This is a genomic window from Burkholderia sp. LA-2-3-30-S1-D2 (genome assembly GCF_001523915.2).
Taxonomy (GTDB): Bacteria; Pseudomonadota; Gammaproteobacteria; order Burkholderiales; family Burkholderiaceae; genus Burkholderia; species Burkholderia diffusa.
Genome location: NZ_CP013384.1, coordinates 1,971,033 through 1,989,645, shown reverse-complemented (window position 1 = coordinate 1,989,645; position 18,613 = coordinate 1,971,033). Strand labels below are relative to the sequence as shown.

Genomic DNA, 18,613 nt, shown 5'->3' with positions numbered 1-18,613 from the left:
GAGCGCAAGCCAGCGTTGGCTCCCGCCGCATGACATTCGTTCGGCCCGGGCCAGCGCATCAACGCCGGTCCGGGCCGCCAAAATCGTGAATCGCCGCCTGAGCGGCTCGGCGCGATCAGCTCGCCGAATGCACCGTCGCCGGATCGGCAGCCGGCGCGCTCGAGGACAGCCCGAACGCCTCGCTCGCACCCGCATCGTCGAGCACGGCCGCGAAGATCGACAGCTGCGCGCTGTCGGGCATCGGCGCCTTCAGTGCGGCGACGATCAGCGAGGACAGCCGCGCGATCATCTGCACGTCGTTCATCGTGCGGCCTTGCGAGAATTCGTCGATCAGGCTTTCGGTTTCGGCACCGGCCAGCGCGCCGGACAGCGCACCGATCGCGAAGTGCAGCCGCCAGCCGAGCTCCGTGCGCGGCAGATGCGGTAGCGCGCGCTGGAACGCGTCGAAGAAGCGGCCGGCGACGCTCGCGTAGTGCGCGGTCAGGAAGTTGCGCACGAACGGCGACGGGTCGGTGTACGCGCGGCCGATCAGCCGCAGGAATGCGGGGCCGCCGCGGTCGGGGTCGCGCGACGCCTTCAGCGCGGGAATGAACATCGCGCCGAGCACGTGTTCGCAGGTGATATGCGCACCGAGCTGCGCATCGAAGCGGTCGAGGATGCCGAGGCGCTCCTGGTTGAGCTGGTCGAGCCGACGCGACAGCATCGCGTGGATCAGCGCTTCCTTGCTGCCGAAGTGGTAGTTGACCGCGGCGAGGTTCACGGCCGCGCGCGACGTGATCTGCCGCATCGACATCGCTTCGAAGCCGTGCTCGATGAACAGGTCCTCGGCCGCATCGAGAATGCGCGCCTTCGTCCCGCCGGTCTGCCGATTGCCGGATGACCGCGTCCCGGACGGCCGTCCCGCCGACGGTCGCCCCTCCTGACTGACTGCCATGTCCCGCCTCCCAATGCCGGTCGCCCGGCCGCGAACAGGTGATTTGATTATCTGATTCAAACAGCCGTTTTTATTAAGATAAAAAAACGCGGGCGGCACGGGCAAGCGAGGAATCTGGACAAATTCCTCTAGTTCGATGTGCAGATGCGGAAAGTATGTCGCGTGGCCCCGGCGGGACGGGGCACGCGTGATGGTGCGATGCGGCAATATGCAGGCTCACCCGACGGTGGTACGCGTATTGACCGATTGCGTCATGTCGATACCGCGCCGTTCACGGCTGAACAGGATCAGCACGGCGATCACGACGGCCACGATGCCGGCCACGAGCGCCAGGGCGAAACCGTAGTTGTTGCCCTGGGAAACCGCGAGCGACGCCTGCATCGTCGCGTTGCCGGACGCGAGCAGGTTGCCGAGCTGGTAGACGAAACCGGGGAAGGTCGCGCGAATCTCGTCGGGCGAGATCTCGTTCAGGTGAACCGGTATCACGCCCCACGCGCCCTGTACCGAGATCTGCATCAGGAACGCGCCGGCGGCGAGCGCGACCGGGCCGCTCGAGAACGCCCACAGCGGCAGAATCGGCAGCGCGATCAGCGCGGCGATGAAGATCGCGCGACGGCGGCCGATCTTCTCCGAGATCGCGCCGAACGACAGGCCGCCGACGATCGCGCCGATGTTCAGCACGATCGTGATCCACGACACGGTATGCGGATCGAAGTGATGCTGTTCGCGCAGGAAGGTGGGGTAGAGGTCCTGCGTGCCGTGCGAGAAGAAGTTGAACGCGGTCATCAGCACGATCGCGTAGATCGTGAGTTTCCAGTTCTGCTGGATCGTGGTTACGAGACTCGGCCGCGCACGTTTTTCCATCTGCTTCCAGGCCGGCGATTCGGGCACGTGCGTGCGCACATACAGCACGAGCAGCGCGGGCAGCACGCCGACCATGAACATGCCGCGCCAGCCGATGTACTGGTAGAAGAGGCCGAACACGACAGACGCGAGCAGGTAGCCGCTCGGATAGCCAGCCTGCAGCAAGCCCGACACGAAGCCGCGCGCGTGGGTCGGCACGGTTTCCATCGTCAGCGCGGAGCCGACGCCCCATTCACCGCCCATCGCGATGCCGAACAGCGCGCGCAGCACCAGCAGCGCGGCGAGGCTCGGCGCGAAGCCCGACGCGAGTTCGAGCAGCGAATAGCACGCGATGTTGACCATCAGTGTCGGACGGCGGCCGAAGCGGTCGGCGAGCCGGCCGAAGATCAGCGCGCCGATCGGGCGCATCGCGAGCGTGAGTGTCAGCGCAAACGCGACGGCGGGGATCGTCGACGCGAATTCGGTGGCGATGTCCTTCAGCACGAAGACCATCAGGAAAAAATCGAATGCGTCGAGTGTCCAGCCCAGGTAGGCGGCGATCGTGACGTTGCGTTGTTCGCGGGTCCAGCTCATGTCCGAGGTCTCCTCGTAGGCTTGCGCGCTTACGATCCGCAGGCGGATGCCGGCCCGGCTTGCGCGCGGTGCGGGGGCATCTATCGAGTGTAGGCCGCGGCACCTTACGATGTGGGGTGCGATAACCGCGAATCGGGAATAATCCCTATGAAATGGGTTGTTGAGAAAACGGAAATGAACGTGCACGAGACAGGCGACAGGCGTCTGTATCATGCCGGAAGGCTTTTTGTATCAGTTATGTAAGGTGCGCGATGCGCATCGCCACCGAATCAGGAGTCCCGATGACCCAACCCTCCGTTGCCGCATTGCCCGTCCTGGAGACCGGGCGGCTGTGGCTGCGCGCGCGCGTGCTGGCAGATCTCGACGCGAGCATCGAGATGGATCGCGATCCGGAGGTCACGCGCTACATCTCGGGCCCGTGGCACGACCCGGACGAACATCGCCGCTTCGTCACGCACCGGATCACACGCGCGTATCCGCCCGGCCTCGGCTACTGGTCGATCTTCGAGAAGGCCGCGCCCGACGCGTTTATCGGATGGATCCTGTTGATTCCCGACTATGCGGGCGGCGCGCGCGACGTCGAGATCGGCTGGCGACTCGTGCGCGCGGCGTGGGGGCGCGGCATCGCATGCGAGGCCGCCACGGCCGTCGTGCGTCATGCGTTCGACACCGTGCGGCTGCCGCGCGTGATCGCCGACATTGCCGAGGCGAACACGGGTTCGCTGAACGTCGCACGCAAGCTCGGGATGCGGCGCGTGAGCGTCGTTCATGACGGAATTCCCTACGTTCGTCATCGTCTCGAGCGCGACGACCTGCGTGCATAGTGGTGCGCTCCGTTGTCAGAGATGGTCAAGCGCATGCGTATCGAGGCCGCGACGTATTAACGGCTCGCAAGATCCGGAGTATCGTTGCCGGAAATTCGTAACATGGGGTACGATCATGGCACTCGGCAACGACGTTCATCTCATTCCCGTCCGGCTCGACGCACTGCGTCCGACGCAAATGACGGTCGGCTATCGCGAAGTGAAAGCGAAGCGCAAGCACTGGAAGACGCTCGACAAGCGCGCACGCAAGGCCGCGATCGAGTCGCACTGGTTTCCGACCGTCCTCGGCCCGGACGGGCTGCACTACATCACCGACCATCACCACCTCGGCCTCGCGCTGATCGAGGAAGGGGAGACGCGTGTGAACGCGATGCTGCTGAAGGATCTGTCCTGGCTCGACAACACGATCTTCTGGCGGATGATGGAACACAACCAGTGGGTCCATCCGTTCGGCGCGGATGGTTCGCGTCGCGAATACGCACATCTGCCGAAGGCGCTGACGGGGCTCGAGGACGATCCGTACCGGAGCCTTGCGGGCGAGCTGCGCACGGCCGGCGGCTACGCGAAGGATGCGACGCCGTTCAGCGAATTCCTGTGGGCCGACTACCTGCGCCAGCACGTGACGCTCGACCAGATCCGCAAGAGCTTCTCGAAGGCGCTCGACCTCTCGCTGCGCCGTGCGCATGAGCAAGACGCCCGCTATCTGCCCGGCTGGTCGGGTGTCATCGCCGTCAAACCCTGATACGCGCCCGGCGCCTGCCACTTCATGACGACCGTCCCCCCCCATCCGGATGCCGGCCCGCAGCATCCCGGGCATTTCGCTGCACTCGATGCGGCAACGCCGTCGGCCACGCAGCGCATCGGTCTCGATGCGCTGGCCGGCCTGTCGATCGCCGGGCTGCTGATTCCCGAGGCGGTCGCGTACGCGGGGCTCGCCAACCTGCCCCCGCAAGCCGGCCTCATCGCACTGCTGTCGGGCCTCGTCGTCTATGCGCTGACCGGCAGCAGTCGCTTTGCGATCGTGTCGTCGACGTCGTCGTCGGCGGCCGTGCTCGCCGCGACCGTGCTGGCCGAGTCCGGGATGGCGCTTGCCGCGCAGCTCGCGCTGGCGGCCGCGCTCGTCACGATGACGGGTGTGCTGTTCATCCTGGCGGGCGCCGCGCGACTGGGCGGCATGTCGGATTTCGTCGCGCGTCCGGTCTTGCGCGGTTTCGCGTTCGGCCTGGCGCTGACGATCGTCATCAAGCAACTGCCGAAGATTCTCGCGATCTCCGTGCAGCACGGTGACGCGCCGCATGCCGCGCTCGAGCTCGTCACCGGCGCATCGCACGCGAACCTCGCGAGCGTCGCGCTCGGCACGACCGCGCTCGCGTTGCTGTTCGTGCTCGGCCGGCGCTCGCGCGTGCCCGCGACACTGGTCGTGATCGTGCTGTCGATCGCGGCCGGGTATATGGTCGACTGGCAGCACTACGGGATCGCGATCGTCGGGCACATCGATTTCCGCCACATCGAATTCGGGCTGCCGCATCTCGACCGCAATGCATGGATGCAGACGGTCGAACTTGCTTTCGCGCTGATGCTGATCCTGTATGCGGAGTCGTACGGATCGATTCGCAACTTCGCGCTGAAGCACGGTGACAGCGTGTCGGCGAACCGCGACCTCGTCGCGCTCGGCTGCGCGAACCTCGTGTCGGGGCTGCTGCACGGGATGCCGGTCGGCGCCGGCTATTCGGCGACGTCCGCGAACGAGGCGGCCGGTGCGCGGTCGCGTTTCGCGGGCTTGTGGGCGGCCGGCGTGGTCGCGCTGATCGTGTGGCTGCTGCTGCCGCAGCTTGCGCGCACGCCGGAGCCCGTGCTCGCGGCAATCGTGATCTTCGCGGTCAGCCACTCGCTGCATCCGTCGGTGTTCCGGCCGTACTGGGTCTGGCATCGCGACCGGCTCGTCGTGATCGCCGCGCTGCTCGCGGTGCTCGTGCTCGGCGTGCTGCACGGACTGCTCGCAGCCATCGGCGTGAACCTGCTGCTGACGTTGCGCAAGTTGTCGGAGCCGAACGTGAGCGTGCTCGGCCGCCTGCGCGACGGGCACGACTTTGTCGACGTCGCGAATCACGCCGATGCGAAGCCGGTACCCGGTGTGCTGATCGTGCGGCCCGAGGCGCAGCTATTCTTCGCGAACGCGGACCGGATGCTCAATCGCGTGCGTGTGCTGATGAAGGCCGCGCCCGATGCGCGTACCGTGCTGCTGAGTCTCGAGGAAACGCCTGACGTGGACGGCACGACGATCGAGTCGTTGCGCACGTTCGCGGCCGAATGCGCGGCCCGCGGGCTGCAGTTCGCGATCGTGCGGCTCAAGGAGCACGCGCTGCATGCGCTGCGCCGTGCGGCCGACGAGACGCTGCGCGACGACGCGATGTCCGAACTGAGTGTCGACGAGAGCCTGCAATTGCTGCAGGCGCGCGGAAATGGCGGCAATGGTGGGAAGGGCGCGCAGGGCTTTGCGTGACGATGCGAGGCGAACGCGCCGTCCAGCGCGTTCCGGCGCCGCCTAGTGCGATAGCGCGGCGTCGGCCGATTCGGCGGTCGCCGGATTCGCGATGACCTTTGCCACCTCGGCAGCGGTGGGCGCATACGCGCCCGCATGCGCACAGGCGACTGCCGCGCAGGCTGCCGCGTAGCGCAGATGATCGGCGGCCGATGCGCCGGGGTGCACGAGCTGGCTGGCGAGCCAGCCACCGATGCTGGCGTCGCCGCAGCCGACGGTATCGACGATCTCGGTCGCGAACGCCGGCTGGAACAGTGCAGTATCGCGATGCAGAAGCTGCATGCCGGCCGCGCCGCGCGTGACGAGCAGGCTCGCATCGGGGGCCCACGCGCGCAATTGCGCGAGCGCGGCGGCTTCATCGAGTTCGGGGAACAGGCCGCGCAGATCTTCGTCGGAGACCTTGATCCAGTCGGCGAGACTTGCCAGCCGGCGCAGTATGTCGCGATACGACGGCGCGGCCATCGGTGCGCGATAGTTCGGATCGAACGAGATTCGTCTGCCGGCGGCGCGTGCAGCCTGCACGACTTCGATCAGGCGCGACGCAAGCGGCTCGCGCACGACGCCGAGCGAGCCGACGTGCACGATCTCGGCCGCGTCGAGCGCGCCGTCGGGCAAGTCGGCCGGATCGAACGCGAGATCGGCGCTGTTTTCGCCGATGAAGAAATAGTCGGGCGGCTGTTTCGACACGACCATCGCGAGCAGCGGCGCGCGATCGACCTGCCGGATGAAGCGCGGGTCGAGCCCGGCGTCGGCGCTTTTGCGCATCAGTTCGTCGCCGAAGATATCGCGGCTGACCGTGCCGGCGAACGCGGTCGGCACGCCGAGCCGCGCGCCGACGCGCGCCACGTTCCAGCACGAGCCGCCGGCGACGCTGCGCCAGTGCTGCGCATCGTCGCGGATGAAATCGGTCAGTGCTTCGCCGAATACGATCAGGCGGGGGAACGTCGTCGTCATGTCGAAATCTCGTGCCGTGGCGTGTCGCGCGGCGGTGCAGCGGTTGAGGCGAGGGAACGGGCAGGGCCGGGCGCCGCGCGCGGCGAGGCGGCCCGGCACCGTCGGGGATCGCGGTTGGTGTCGCGCGATCAGCGCGGGCTGCTCCAGCCCTTGTAGCCCTTCACGTTGTCGCGCGTGACGAGCGTCGGCTCGATCAGGATCATCGGGTTGGCCGGCTTCTGGCCGTTCATGATCCCGTAGCCGACGTTGACGGCCTGCTGCGCCATCGCCCATGGGTCCTGGCTCGACGACGCCTGCACGAGCGTGTTGGACTTCAGCGCCACCTCGATGTCCGGCGCGCCGTCGACCGACGTGATCACGATGTTCGGGCGATTCAGCTGCTTCGCCGCGAGATCGCTGCCGATCGCCTGCGGGTCGTTGATCGTGAACACGCCGTCGAGCTTCGGAAAGCGCGTCAGGTAGCCCTGCATCGCGTTCATCCCGCCTTCGCGCGAGCCTTTGCCGTCCTGGTCGCTCGACAGCAGCTTGATGCCCGGGTTTTTCGCGAGCACGGCCTTGCAGCCGTTCACGCGATCGATCACGGCCGATACCTGCGGGCCGTTCTCGATGATTACGTTCCCCTTGCCGCCGAGTTTCTTCGCGAGGTAGTCGCACGCCAGCTCACCGGCCTTCACGTTGTTGGTCTGCACGGTCGCGTTCGCGCCGGCAGCCGCGACGTCGACCGCGACGACCGTGATGCCGGCCGCCTGCGCCTTCTTCACCGCCGGCTCGATCGCCTTCGGATCAGTCGCGTTGAGCAGGATGATGTCGACGTGCGCGGAGATGAAGTTGTCGATCTGCGTGAATTGCTTGTTCAGGTCGTAGTCGGCAGAAACCGCGGTGACCTTCGCGTTCGGGTTGAGCTGTTTGGCGCGTGCTTCGGCACCCTTCACGATCGTCACGAAATACGGGTTGCCGAGCGACCCGACCGTGACGCCGATCGATTTCAGCGGCTTGTCGGCTGCGTGGGCGGTGGCGGCGCCGAAGGCGAGCGCGCAGGCGACGGCGGTCAGGGCGGCTTTGTGCTTGAACATGTCGTTGTGTCTCCGGAAGGTCCGTTGGCGGACGGGCGCAGGAGGACCTGCCTGCGCCCTGATGGTTGAATGATGAGAAATGCGCGGTGAGGAATGCGCGGTGAGGAATGCGTGTCAGGTGCGGGCCGAATCGCGCTGGCGATAGCGGTCGAGCGCGACGGCGCCGATGATCACGAGCCCCTTGATGATGTATTGCCAGATGTCGGACACGCCGAGCAGCACGAGACCGTTGGTCAGCACCGCGATGATCAGCGCACCGATCAGCGTGCCGACGATCGAGCCGACGCCGCCGACGAAGCTCGTGCCGCCGAGGATCACCGCGGCAATCGCATCGAGTTCGTACGACTGGCCGAGTTGCAGGCCGTTGGCGGCATAAAGCCGCGCGGCCGACATCACCGCGCCGAGGCCCGCGAGCAGACCCGACGCGGCATACACGAACAGCTGGATCGCCCGCACGTTGATGCCCGACAGGCGTGCGGCTTCCGGGTTGCCGCCGACCGAATAGATCCGCATCCCGAGCACCGTGCGGCGCAGGATGAACCAGGACAGCGCGATCACCGCGCACGCGATCACGACGAGCCACGGCACGCCGAGGATCGTGCCGTTGCCGATGAACGCGAACGGCAGTTGCGGGTTGAAGACGGTCGTATCGTTGCCGATCAGGCGGGCGACGCCGCGCACGGCCGTCATCGCGCCGAGCGTGACGATGAACGGCGGCAGACGCAGGAACGAGATCAGGCCGCCGTTGATCGCGCCGAACACGAGGCCGACGGCGAGCGCGATCGGCACGCCGAGCCAGCCCCAGCCGGGAATGGTCGACGCGAGCAGCGCGGCGACGGCCGATGCGGCGAGCACCGAGCCGACCGACAGGTCGATGCCGCCCGTCAGGATCACGAAGGTCATGCCGGCGGCGAGCACGATGTTGATCGAGGCCTGTTGCGTGACGATCGACAGGTTCTGCAGCGTGAAGAAGCCGTCGGTCAGGAATCCGAAGCCGATGCACAGAACCAGCAGCACCGGCAGCATGCCGGCGGTGCGCATCAGCGATTGCACGCGCGCGCGATGATCGGCGCCGCGCATCAGGGGCGTACGGTTGGCCACCGGATGGGCCGTCGCGGAAGCGAGGTTCCGCTGCTTGGTCGGGTTGATCATGTCGGTACCTGGACGTAAGAGGGAGATGAAGGGGCCGTGGTCAGTGCGCGTCGGCGAGTTCGGCCTGCGAGCCGGTGGCGAGCGCGATGATCGCCTCCTGCGTGATGGGTGTGTGCATGTGGCCGCCGAGTTGGCCGGCGATCTCGCCTTCGCGCATCACGAGCACGCGATCGGCGACGCCGATGATTTCCGGCAGCTCGCTCGAGATCACGATCACGCCGACGCCCGCACGGGCCAGTTCGTTGATGATCCGGTAGATCTCGGATTTCGCGCCGATGTCGACGCCGCGGGTCGGTTCGTCGAGAATCAGCACGCGCGGCTTCGTCTCGAGCAGGCGCGACAGCAGCACTTTCTGCTGGTTGCCGCCCGACAGCGCGCCGACGTTTACGTTCGCGTTCGGCACGCGGATCGACAGCGAGGCGATCGCGTCGCGCGCGCGTTGGGCGCCGCGTGCGAGATCGAGCGCACCGAGCCGCGCGTCGCGGTTGCAGACGGAGATGTTGATGTTGTCGCGCACGCTCATGTCCAGGAACAGGCCCTGGCGCTTGCGGTCCTCCGTCAGGTAGACGAGGCCCGCGTCGATCGCGTCGCGTGGCGAATGTGCGCCGAACGTACGATCGCCCAGCTTCACGTCGCCGCGCGTGCGGGGTTCCGCGCCGAAGATCAGCCGCGCGAGCTCGGTGCGGCCCGCGCCGACGAGCCCGGCGATGCCGAGCACCTCGCCCGCATGCAGGTCGAGGCTGCAGCCGCGCACGCGGTCGCCGTCGGCAATGTCGCGTACCGACAGCAGCAGATGGCCGGGGTCGTACGGCGCATGTTCCTTCTTGTAGAAGCCGGAGATGTCGCGCCCCACCATCATCGCGACGAGCCGTTCGGCCGACAGCGATTCGCGCTCGAGCGTGCCGACGTACGATCCGTCGCGCAGCACCGACACGCGGTCGGACAGCTCGTAGATCTCGGCCATCCGGTGGCTGATGTAGATGATTGCGAGACCTTCCTCGCGCAGTTGGCGGATCAGGCCGAACAGGTGCTCGGTCTCGCGCGATGAGAGCGGTGTCGTCGGTTCGTCCATCACGAGGATGCGGGCGCGGGTGTGCACGGCGCGCGCGATCTCGACGAGTTGCTGCTCGGCGATCGACAGCGTGCCGACGAGCGTGTCGGGCCCGAACGGGGCGCCGAGACGCGTGAGCACGTCCTGGCAGCCGCGCGCCATCGCCGCGCGGTCGATGGTGCCCCAGCGCCGGTTGCCGCGCCGCAGTTCGCGGCCGACGTAGATGTTTTCCGCCACGGTCAGGTTCGGCGCGAGGCAAAGCTCCTGGTAGATCACCGCGACGCCCGCATCGCGCGCGGCGAGCGGGCCGTCGACGTCGATGCGCTCGCCGTCGATCAGGATTTCGCCGCCGGCGTCGGCGCGGTACGCACCCGACAGGATCTTCATCAGCGTCGATTTGCCCGCGCCGTTCTCGCCCATCAGGGCGTGGATCTCGCCCGGATAGACGGTCAGGCTGACGTTGTCGAGCGCGCGCACGGCCGGGAACGTCTTGCTGATCCGGCGCATCTCGAGCAGCGGCCGGGGCGACTCAGAATGCGACATGGTTGACCTCCTGCGATTCGGTGCGGGCGCCCTTGAGGATGCCGGCCCGCGGGGAGAAGTTGAAGAACATCGGCAGCGTCGCGGCGCCGATCGCACCGGCGTCGGCGCCGAACGTGCCGCGCACGAGCGTCGGCGTGCCGCGCGCTTCCGGCGCGGTGGCGACGAGCGCCGCGCGCAGGCGGGTCATCAGCGCATCGAGCAGGCCCGCGTCGGTATCGGCATCGAGCACGACCACCGGCGCATCGACGACGCACAGCACCGCGCGCAATGCCGGGGCGAGTGCGTCGACGCAGTCGTCGATCCATTCGTCGACCGCCGGCAGGCCGCGCGCGATGCAGGCCTCGAGGTCGGCGCGGTTCTCGACCGTCTCGCCGTGATGGCGCAGGTGGCGTACGAGCGCATGCAGCGATGCGCGGGCGAGGAGGATGTCCCACGGGCCGCGAGGCGGCGGCGCGGAGGCCAGCCGGCTCGGCGGCACAGGAATCACGGCGATGTCGCCGGCATTGCCGGTCACGCCGCGCAGGCAGTCTCCGTCGATCGCGATGCCGCCGCCGATCGCGGGACCGATGAACAGGTACACGAAGTCGTCGCACTGCCGGCCGTACCCGTAGAACAGTTCGGCGATCGCGGCCGCGTTGCCGTCGTTTTCGCCGAACACGGGCAGCGACAGCGTGCGCCCGAGGTCGCTCGCGAAGTCGACGTCTTCCCATGCGCGGAACGTGTCGGGCGCGAGGCCGAGCTCGCGCATCCATGCGCCGAGGTTATACGGCTGCGCGACGCCGACGCCCGTCAGGCGCGCGCGCTCATGCGCGGGGAGCAGATCCTGCATCGCATCGATGTCGTGCCGCACGATTTCGAGCACGTCGGCCGGCGGGGGGAGCAGCGTGTCATGGGAGCGGCGGCCGAGCACGTCGCCCGCGAAATTGACGAGCGCCGTCTCGATGCGCATCCGGTCGAGATGGACGCCGATGCCGAACGCCCCGCGCGGATCGAGGCGGATCAGCGAGGCCGGCTGGCCGCGCTGGCCTTCGGTGCGGCCGGCGAATGCGATCAGCTTTGCATCGGCGAGCGACGCGATGATGCTGCCGACCGCCGTGCCCGTCATGTTCGCGAGACGGGCGAGGTCGGCCTTCGACGCGCTACCCGCACGGCGCAGCGTCTTCAACAGCAGGCGCTCGTTGTAACGGCGCACGTTGGCCGAGTTGCTTCCCTGGCCGATGTGCGGGCTTCTCATGGCGTCTCCTTCCATGGGCGCGTCGGTTGCGACGCATTAAATAAATCACGTTGATTTATTTAACCGCGTGAGCGGCGGCGTGTCAGCCTAGGGAAATCCCGGTTTCGTTCTGGGGCGACGATGGACGTGGCGGGGAGGAGGCAAGGGCGGAGCGAATCACCGGAGTGAGGCGATCCGCGTGCGGGAGGGCCGGCGTGGAACCCGCCCGGCACTCGGTTCGGATCGGCGGGCTGGTGCGAGTCGCGCTGCGGCTGCGGTGTATCCGCAAGGGCGCCCGCAGTGATTCCGGAGTCGGAAATGAAAAAAGGCCGGCATAAAGCCGACCTTTTCAAAAACAGATGGTGCCCAGGAGAGGACTCGAACCTCCACGATGTTGCCACCGCTAGGACCTGAACCTAGTGCGTCTACCAATTCCGCCACCTGGGCACGTTTCGCTTTGCTGCATCGCGAAAGACCGCAATTATAGCGTGCCCGAAGGGCGTGTCAACAGATTTTTGTACGATCGTTTGGATGGGTGTAAAAAAGGGCGCGCCTGGGTTGTCGCGTCTGAATGCCGTGGTCGGTCGATGCGGGTGTGAGGGAATCATTGCCGTGTCAAGTCCTGGAATAGGTTGACAGTATCCAGGCGCTAGAACGCCCGATGCACCGCATCGGGCGTTTTGTATTTCAGCGCGGCATGTGGCCGTTCATAGTTGTAGATGTGTACCGACTGTTCGACCATCTTGGCGGCCTGTTCAAGGTCCGCAGGACGTTGCAACAGGAACTCCCCCTTGAGAATGCCGTTGACCCGCTCAGCCAGCGCATTCTGATAGCAGTCGTAGCCGTCCGTCATTGAACAGCGCAGGCCGTGATGCCGATGGATGTCCTGATAGTAGGTCGAACAGTACTGGACCCCGCGATCGGAGTGATGGATCAACGGCTGCCGGCTCCGGCGCTTGCGCAACGCCTTCTTGAGCGCCTGACTGACCTGCTCGGTTTGCAGGCTGTCGTGAACGTGATGACCGACGATCTTGCGCGAGAACGCATCCGTGACGAGACTCAAATACACAAACGGGCCAGCCGTCGGCAGATACGTGATGTCGGCCACCCACACTTGTTCGGGGCCGGTCGGCACGATTTGATCCGGCCCGGGTTTCAGTAGATTCGGATGACGCCGGAAGCGGTGATGGCTATGGGTGGTCTTGTGATACGCCCGGTGCGGTACGACCAGTAGGCGCGCGGCACGCAGCACGTCGAACAGCCGATCTCGCCCCAGCTTGATGCCGCGCTCGACCAACGCTGGCCCGAGCAGATGATGGAGCTTGCGTGTGCCCAGCCTCGGCTGGCGAAGCCGCACGTCTCGCACCAGCGCAGTGACGGTCTCGCTCTGCGAGCAACGGTGTTCCTCGCTGCGGCATCGCTTGTAATACGCTTGGCGGCTGATACCCATGTATCGGCAGGCCCGCTCGACGCTCAGCTTTTCGATCCGCTTTTGCGCGACGACCTGCCTGAAGGCTTTTTTACGGTGATCCCGTAATCCTTGCGCATCACGTCGACCACGGCTTCGAATAGCGCGGCTTTCTCCTGCGCCTGTCGCAACTGCGTCTCCAACTCCTTGATGCGCTGCTCCGGTGTGAGCGGCTTTGAGTCTTGCTTTGACATGGTGGAACCCGATCGCGCACGGCCGGATGGATCGGCCCAATCCTGCAAGCCGTGCTTACGTAACCATACCAGCACGGTCGAGCGCCCCTGGATGCCGTAGCGTCGCTGTGCCTCTTTGTACGTCAGTTCGCCTTTTTCGACCTGCGCCACCACCGACAGTTTAAAAGCCAGGCTGTAGTCCCGCTGCGTCCGCTTGATCCCTTGCTCCATTTGGCACCTCTTCGTTTCGGCGAAAAAGTGTCAACCTATTTCAGGACGGGTCATGAAAAAGAAAAAGGCCGGCTAAAAGCCGGCCTTTCTTAAATAAGTGGTGCCCAGGAGAGGACTCGAACCTCCACGGTGTTGCCACCGCTAGGACCTGAACCTAGTGCGTCTACCAATTCCGCCACCTGGGCACGTTTCGCTTGCTGCGATGCGAAGACCGCTATTTTAGCGTGTCTCGAGAGTCTGTCAATACAATTCGAGCGACGGCGATAAAAATTCCTTCGCCCGTCGCATGGTCGGAGCATCACGCGCCGATCGGAACCGCACGCTTTGCAGCGAAATTCCAGCGCAGCGATTCAGCCGTGTCGCCGCGGGCAGGCAACGAAGCTACTGCGCGGAACGTATCGGCGATGTTCTGATGCCCACCGAAGTTCTGAGAGGCTGCGGAATCGGCACATCGGGATTCGCGTCGACCGATGCGACGTACGGATCCCGCGTGATCCATGCATCGACGCTTCCGCGTTCGAACGTCGCGCGGCCGTCCGCCGGCGTCAGGTAGTGGATTGCCGCGTCGTTGGGGGCAAGCTTTGTGTGTGCGAGGGCGGCAAGCACCCGGTAGCGGCTGCCGACAGCCTTCGTGACGGCGATGCGCTTGCTCTTGAGATCAGCCAAGCGTGGGCAGCGCGCTGTCGCGTTTGGCGATGATGGCCTGCGCTTTCGGTGACGGCGCTTGCTGCGCGACGTACACGAAGACGAAGCGCGCATGCGCGGCTTGCGCGAAGACGGGAGCCGTGTCGGGCGCGTCGGCGCTGAAATCGACCGCGCCGACGTTGAGCGGTTCGGTCAGTGGCAAGCCGCTTGCGAATTCATGGCGCGACACGCGCAGGCCGAGCGGCGCGAGCGACTGCTCGAGCGTGCCGCGCGTCTTGAGCGTCGACGATTTTTGATGTCCGATGCGCAGCGTGGATGGGGTGTTCTCGGCGTGCGCCAGGATGCGGGCCCGGCATCGCGCGTGCGAACGCGCGGCGGGTCATCGACGTCATGGGCCGTGTTCCTCGCTGGATTCGTTGAAAGCAAGGCGGCTGACGCACCGGCGGGGAGGGCAATCGATAACCGATCAATGCTGCTATCGATCGGAACGGCGGGCATATGGCGCGGCCAGCGCGCGTAATGCAAGGCATGAAATGAAAAAAGGCCGGCATGAAGCCGACCTTTTCAAAAACAGATGGTGCCCAGGAGAGGACTCGAACCTCCACGGTGTTGCCACCGCTAGGACCTGAACCTAGTGCGTCTACCAATTCCGCCACCTGGGCACGTTTTGCAGTAGCTGCTTGCTGCAAAGAAGTGAAATTATAGCGCCCCAATTAATTGTGTCAACATTTTTTTGCAATGCACTGCAAACCCGCCGCTGCGGCGCCTGCACTCGGCATTCGCGTCTTTTGGCAACACAGGCGGGTGATAGAATGATCCGCCGCCGTCACTATAGAACTGTCTGACGGACACTTCTATGTTGATGCCGTGCACCATCAGTCAACGCAACGAGAACAATCATCGACAAACCCTTGAGCAAATATCCGTACCCCATTCCGAGCCGTGAAGAAATTCTCGGCGTGCTGCGTACGAGCGACGCGCCGCTGGCAGCCAACGACATCGCCGAAGCGTTGTCGATCAAACGCCAGGAACGCGAAGGGTTCTTCCGGCGTGTCGCCGCGATGGAACGCGACGGCCAGATCCGCCTCGACAAGCGCGGCCACTATCAGCTCACCCATCCGTCGAATTTCGTCGCCGGCCGCGTGCAGGGGCATCGCGACGGCTACGGGTTCGTGATCCGCGACGACGGCCAGGACGACCTGTTCTTGCCGAACGGCGAAATGCAAAAGGTCATGCACAACGACCGCGTGCTCGCGCGGATCGTCGGCTACGATCGCCGCGGCCGTCCGGAAGGCCATGTCGTCGAAGTGACCGAGCGCGCGAACAAGCGCGTGATCGGCCGCCTGCTCAACGAGAACGGCGCGCTGATCGTCGCACCCGAAGACAAGCGCATCGGCCACGACATCCTGATCACGCAGAACGTGAAGAAGGCGAAGGTCGGTCAGGTCGTCGTCGTCGAACTGACCGACTTCCCGAGCCGCCATTCGCAACCGCTCGGCCGCGTCGTCGAGGTGCTCGGCGACATCGACGATCCGGGCATGGAAATCGAGATCGCGGTGCGCAAGTACGGCGTGCCGCATGAATTCAGCCAGCCGGCGCTTGATGAAGCCGCCGCGCTGCCCGACAAGGTGCGGCCGGCCGACCTGCGCTTCCGCGTCGATCTGCGCGACGTGCCGCTCGTGACGATCGACGGTGAGGATGCCCGCGACTTCGACGATGCCGTCTACTGCGAGCCGACCAAGGTGGGTCGCGGCGACGGCTTCCGCCTGATCGTCGCGATCGCCGACGTGTCGCACTATGTGCAGCCGGGCAACGGTCTCGATGCCGACGCACTGGAACGCAGCACGTCGGTCTATTTCCCGCGCCGCGTGATCCCGATGCTGCCGGAGAAGCTGTCGAACGGGCTGTGCTCGCTGAATCCGCAGGTCGACCGTTGCGTGCTCGCGTGCGACATGGTGATTACCGCGCGTGGCGAGATCAAGGCGTACCAGTTCTATCCGGCCGTGATCCATTCGGCCGCGCGCCTGACGTACACCGAAGTGGCCGCCGTGCTGTCGAACACGAAGGGGCCGGAGGCCGCGCGCCGCGCGGACCTGCTGCCGCACCTGCAGGATCTGTACGGCGTCTACAAGGCGCTGTTCGCCGCACGCCAGAAGCGCGGCGCGATCGATTTCGACACGACCGAGACGTACATCGTCTGCAATTCGCAGGGCAAGATCGAACAGATCGTGCCGCGTCAGCGCAACGATGCGCACAAGCTGATCGAGGAATGCATGCTGGCCGCGAACGTCTGCGCGGCCGATTTCCTTAAGCGCAACAAGCATGCGGGCCTGTACCGCGTGCACGCGGGGCCGACGCCGGAAAAGCTCGAGAACCTGCGCGCGTTCCTGCGCGGCATGGGCCTGTCGCTCGGCGGCGGCGAGAAGCCGCATGCGAGCGACTATGCGGCGCTGATGGCGCAGATTCGCGACCGGCCCGACGCGCAGATGCTGCAGCCGATGCTGCTGCGCTCGATGCAGCAGGCCGTCTACAGCCCGGACAACATCGGCCACTTCGGTCTCGCGTATGAGGCGTACGCGCACTTCACGAGCCCGATCCGCCGCTATCCCGACCTGCTCACGCACCGCGCGATCTACGCGATCCTGTCGGGCAAGAAGTACACGCCGAAGGCACCGGACGGCTTCGAGCTGAACACCGCGCTGTCGCCACGCGCCCGCGCGATGCAGCAGGCCGACGACGAAGCGCGCGGCCGTTCGCGCGTGAACACCGCGATCTGGGAAGAGCTCGGCCTGCATTGCTCGGCGAACGAGCGGCGTGCCGACGAAGCGTCGCGCGACGTCGAGGCCTGGCTCAAGTGCTACTTCATGCGCGACAAGCTCGGCGAGGAATACGGCGGGATGGTGAACGGCGTCACGTCGTTCGGCATCTTCGTGCAGCTCGACACGCTGTTCATCGAAGGGCTCGTGCACGTCACGGAACTCGGCTCGGACTACTTCCAGTACGACGAGATCAAGAACGAGCTGCGCGGCGAGCGCACGGGCATCCGTTATCGCCTGTCGGATCGCGTGCGCGTGCAGGTGAGCCGCGTCGATCTCGATGCGCGCAAGATCGACTTCCGCCTCGTGCGCGACACGCCGGTGAAGGCGCCGCGTCCCGCATCGGCGCCGGTTGCTGTCGGCAACGGCAACGATCGCGGCGGCCCGCGCGTGCGCTCGTTGCCGCCGGTGGAGGAAGCCGCGCCGCGTCGCAAGCGGACGGCCAGCGCACCGGCCGCCGCGGTAAACGACACGCGTGCGGCGAAGAAGAAGGGCGGCGTGGCGGCGAAGACGGCCGCGAAGAAGGTACACGCCCGCAAAAAGTATTGAGCGTTTGGGGCAGCGCACGCGCGTGCCCCTGCAGTATCGAGAGACGCCGCGTTCTACCGGTCACCGGCCGGCAACGCGGCGCTTTCCTTTTCCATGGATCGCGGCTGCGCCCATCGCGCGGCCGCACGTTTGATCGAAGGTTGTTCCAGTCATGTCACGTCTGAAGGTTCTTTACGGTTTTCATGCGGTGACCGCACGTTTGCGGCACGATGCGTCGACGGTTGCGGAGGTGCTGTACGACCAGACGCGCCGCGACCGCCGCATGCAGGACTTCCTGCACGCCGCGAAAGAAGCGGGCGTGCGGCTGATCGCAGCCGATGAAACCCGCCTGTGGGGTCTCGCGCATACCGAGCGCCACCAGGGCGTCGTCGCGCGCGTCGAGGACGTTCCGCTCGCTCAGAACCTGTCCGAACTGCTCGACGGCATCCAGGGTCCGGCGCTGCTGCTGGTGCTCGACGGCGTCACCGATCCGCACAACCTCGGCGCATGCCTGCGTGTCGCCGATGCGGCCGGTGCGCATGCGGTGATCGCCCCGCGTGACCGCGCGGTCGGCCTGAACGCGACCGCGGCGAAGGTCGCGAGCGGCGCGGCCGACACGGTGCCGTACATCACGGTCACGAACCTCGCCCGCGCGCTGCGCGAGCTGAAGGAGGCCGGCGTGTGGATCATCGGCACGTCGGACGAGGCGCCGGGGACGCTGTACGACACGAAGCTCGATGGTCCTGTCGCCATCGTCATGGGTGCGGAGGGCGAAGGCATGCGTCGGCTCACGCGCGACACCTGCGACGAAGTGATGAGTATCCCGATGGCCGGCAGCGTCGAAAGCCTGAACGTGTCGGTCGCGAGCGGCGTGTGCCTTTACGAAGCGGTGCGGCAGCGGTGCGTGAAGGGCTGATACACGGGCTGATATACGGGCTGACCCACGCGGCCTCGCGCGATGCGCGGACCGTACGCCCCGAACGACGCGTGCCGCGACTGCGCGCGGCACGCGGCTCCCGGAACTCGCGG

General features: G+C 66.1%; 13 protein-coding genes, 3 tRNA genes and 1 pseudogene. 5 read left to right on the top strand and 12 right to left on the bottom strand.

What is annotated here, in order from left to right; all coding sequences use genetic code 11:
* Nucleotides 1-115 precede the first annotated feature (115 nt).
* Nucleotides 116-934: a TetR/AcrR family transcriptional regulator gene (locus tag WS66_RS22130; protein WP_059608531.1), complete on the bottom strand. Its 819-nt coding sequence runs from the start codon at nt 932-934 to the stop codon at nt 116-118.
* 216 nt (nt 935-1,150) lie between these two features.
* Nucleotides 1,151-2,371: an MFS transporter gene (locus tag WS66_RS22125; RefSeq protein ID WP_059608530.1), complete on the bottom strand. Its 1,221-nt coding sequence runs from the start codon at nt 2,369-2,371 to the stop codon at nt 1,151-1,153.
* A gap of 281 nt (nt 2,372-2,652) precedes the next feature.
* Between WS66_RS22125 and WS66_RS22120 the strand changes: the two genes are divergently transcribed.
* From WS66_RS22120 to WS66_RS22110, 3 genes are all read left to right on the top strand, one after another.
* Complete coding sequence (locus tag WS66_RS22120) at nt 2,653-3,195, top strand: GNAT family N-acetyltransferase (protein WP_059608529.1); 543 nt, start codon at nt 2,653-2,655, stop codon at nt 3,193-3,195.
* A gap of 115 nt (nt 3,196-3,310) precedes the next feature.
* Entirely contained in the window at nt 3,311-3,937 is a 627-nt protein-coding gene (locus WS66_RS22115) for a ParB-like protein (protein ID WP_059608528.1), read from the top strand.
* 24 nt (nt 3,938-3,961) lie between these two features.
* On the top strand, nt 3,962-5,698 hold the full coding sequence (locus tag WS66_RS22110; protein WP_059608527.1) for a SulP family inorganic anion transporter: 1,737 nt from the start codon (nt 3,962-3,964) through the stop codon (nt 5,696-5,698).
* A 42-nt stretch (nt 5,699-5,740) separates the two neighbouring features.
* Here the strand turns inward: WS66_RS22110 and WS66_RS22105 are convergent, their stop codons facing one another.
* The 10 genes and pseudogenes from WS66_RS22105 to WS66_RS22060 all read right to left on the bottom strand — a co-directional run bounded on the left by WS66_RS22105 (nt 5,741) and on the right by WS66_RS22060 (nt 14,902).
* Complete coding sequence (locus tag WS66_RS22105; protein WP_059608526.1) at nt 5,741-6,691, bottom strand: carbohydrate kinase family protein; 951 nt, start codon at nt 6,689-6,691, stop codon at nt 5,741-5,743.
* Nucleotides 6,692-6,819: 128 nt separating this feature from the next.
* A complete protein-coding gene (locus tag WS66_RS22100; protein ID WP_059608525.1) occupies nt 6,820-7,764 on the bottom strand; it encodes an ABC transporter substrate-binding protein in 945 nt (314 codons plus the stop codon).
* Nucleotides 7,765-7,878: 114 nt separating this feature from the next.
* Complete coding sequence (locus tag WS66_RS22095; RefSeq protein ID WP_059608524.1) at nt 7,879-8,916, bottom strand: ABC transporter permease subunit; 1,038 nt, start codon at nt 8,914-8,916, stop codon at nt 7,879-7,881.
* Nucleotides 8,917-8,956: 40 nt separating this feature from the next.
* A complete protein-coding gene (locus WS66_RS22090) occupies nt 8,957-10,510 on the bottom strand; it encodes a sugar ABC transporter ATP-binding protein (protein ID WP_059608523.1) in 1,554 nt (517 codons plus the stop codon).
* A complete protein-coding gene (locus WS66_RS22085) occupies nt 10,497-11,744 on the bottom strand; it encodes an ROK family protein (protein ID WP_059608591.1) in 1,248 nt (415 codons plus the stop codon). Before WS66_RS22085 ends, WS66_RS22090 begins: the two co-directional genes overlap by 14 nt.
* A 339-nt stretch (nt 11,745-12,083) precedes the next feature.
* A tRNA-Leu gene (locus WS66_RS22080) sits at nt 12,084-12,170 on the bottom strand.
* A gap of 202 nt (nt 12,171-12,372) precedes the next feature.
* Nucleotides 12,373-13,595, bottom strand: a protein-coding gene (locus tag WS66_RS22075; RefSeq protein WP_108064678.1) for an IS3 family transposase whose coding sequence is annotated in 2 segments (ribosomal slippage) — nt 12,373-13,227 and nt 13,230-13,595 — 1,221 coding nt in all. Because the reading frame shifts where the segments join, the coding sequence is not laid out codon by codon here.
* 98 nt (nt 13,596-13,693) lie between these two features.
* A tRNA-Leu gene (locus WS66_RS22070) sits at nt 13,694-13,780 on the bottom strand.
* Nucleotides 13,781-14,036: 256 nt separating this feature from the next.
* Nucleotides 14,037-14,632 (bottom strand): annotated as a pseudogene (locus tag WS66_RS22065) (aliphatic sulfonate ABC transporter substrate-binding protein); the annotation flags it as partial.
* 183 nt (nt 14,633-14,815) lie between these two features.
* Nucleotides 14,816-14,902: transfer RNA gene (locus tag WS66_RS22060), tRNA-Leu, on the bottom strand.
* Nucleotides 14,903-15,151: 249 nt separating this feature from the next.
* On the opposite strand from WS66_RS22060, the gene rnr reads away from it, so the two are divergent.
* Nucleotides 15,152-17,605, top strand: a complete 2,454-nt coding sequence (rnr, locus tag WS66_RS22055; RefSeq protein WP_059603314.1) for a ribonuclease R — start codon at nt 15,152-15,154, stop codon at nt 17,603-17,605.
* A 151-nt stretch (nt 17,606-17,756) separates the two neighbouring features.
* Nucleotides 17,757-18,500 (top strand): 23S rRNA (guanosine(2251)-2'-O)-methyltransferase RlmB, encoded by a 744-nt coding sequence (gene rlmB, locus WS66_RS22050; protein WP_059603311.1) that lies wholly within the window; start codon nt 17,757-17,759, stop codon nt 18,498-18,500.
* Nucleotides 18,501-18,613: the final 113 nt, after the last annotated feature.

Excerpts from the sequence above, each read along its gene's own strand:
- rlmB (WP_059603311.1), top strand. The coding sequence starts at position 17,757 with ATGTCACGTCTGAAGGTTCTTTACGGTTTTCATGCGGTGACCGCACGT.
- WS66_RS22110 (WP_059608527.1), top strand. The coding sequence starts at position 3,962 with ATGACGACCGTCCCCCCCCATCCGGATGCCGGCCCGCAGCATCCCGGG.
- WS66_RS22095 (WP_059608524.1), bottom strand. The coding sequence starts at position 8,916 with ATGATCAACCCGACCAAGCAGCGGAACCTCGCTTCCGCGACGGCCCAT.
- WS66_RS22090 (WP_059608523.1), bottom strand. The coding sequence starts at position 10,510 with ATGTCGCATTCTGAGTCGCCCCGGCCGCTGCTCGAGATGCGCCGGATC.
- WS66_RS22100 (WP_059608525.1), bottom strand. The coding sequence starts at position 7,764 with ATGTTCAAGCACAAAGCCGCCCTGACCGCCGTCGCCTGCGCGCTCGCC.
- WS66_RS22105 (WP_059608526.1), bottom strand. The coding sequence starts at position 6,691 with ATGACGACGACGTTCCCCCGCCTGATCGTATTCGGCGAAGCACTGACC.
- WS66_RS22120 (WP_059608529.1), top strand. The coding sequence starts at position 2,653 with ATGACCCAACCCTCCGTTGCCGCATTGCCCGTCCTGGAGACCGGGCGG.
- WS66_RS22125 (WP_059608530.1), bottom strand. The coding sequence starts at position 2,371 with ATGAGCTGGACCCGCGAACAACGCAACGTCACGATCGCCGCCTACCTG.
- WS66_RS22130 (WP_059608531.1), bottom strand. The coding sequence starts at position 934 with ATGGCAGTCAGTCAGGAGGGGCGACCGTCGGCGGGACGGCCGTCCGGG.
- WS66_RS22085 (WP_059608591.1), bottom strand. The coding sequence starts at position 11,744 with ATGAGAAGCCCGCACATCGGCCAGGGAAGCAACTCGGCCAACGTGCGC.
- WS66_RS22115 (WP_059608528.1), top strand. The coding sequence starts at position 3,311 with ATGGCACTCGGCAACGACGTTCATCTCATTCCCGTCCGGCTCGACGCA.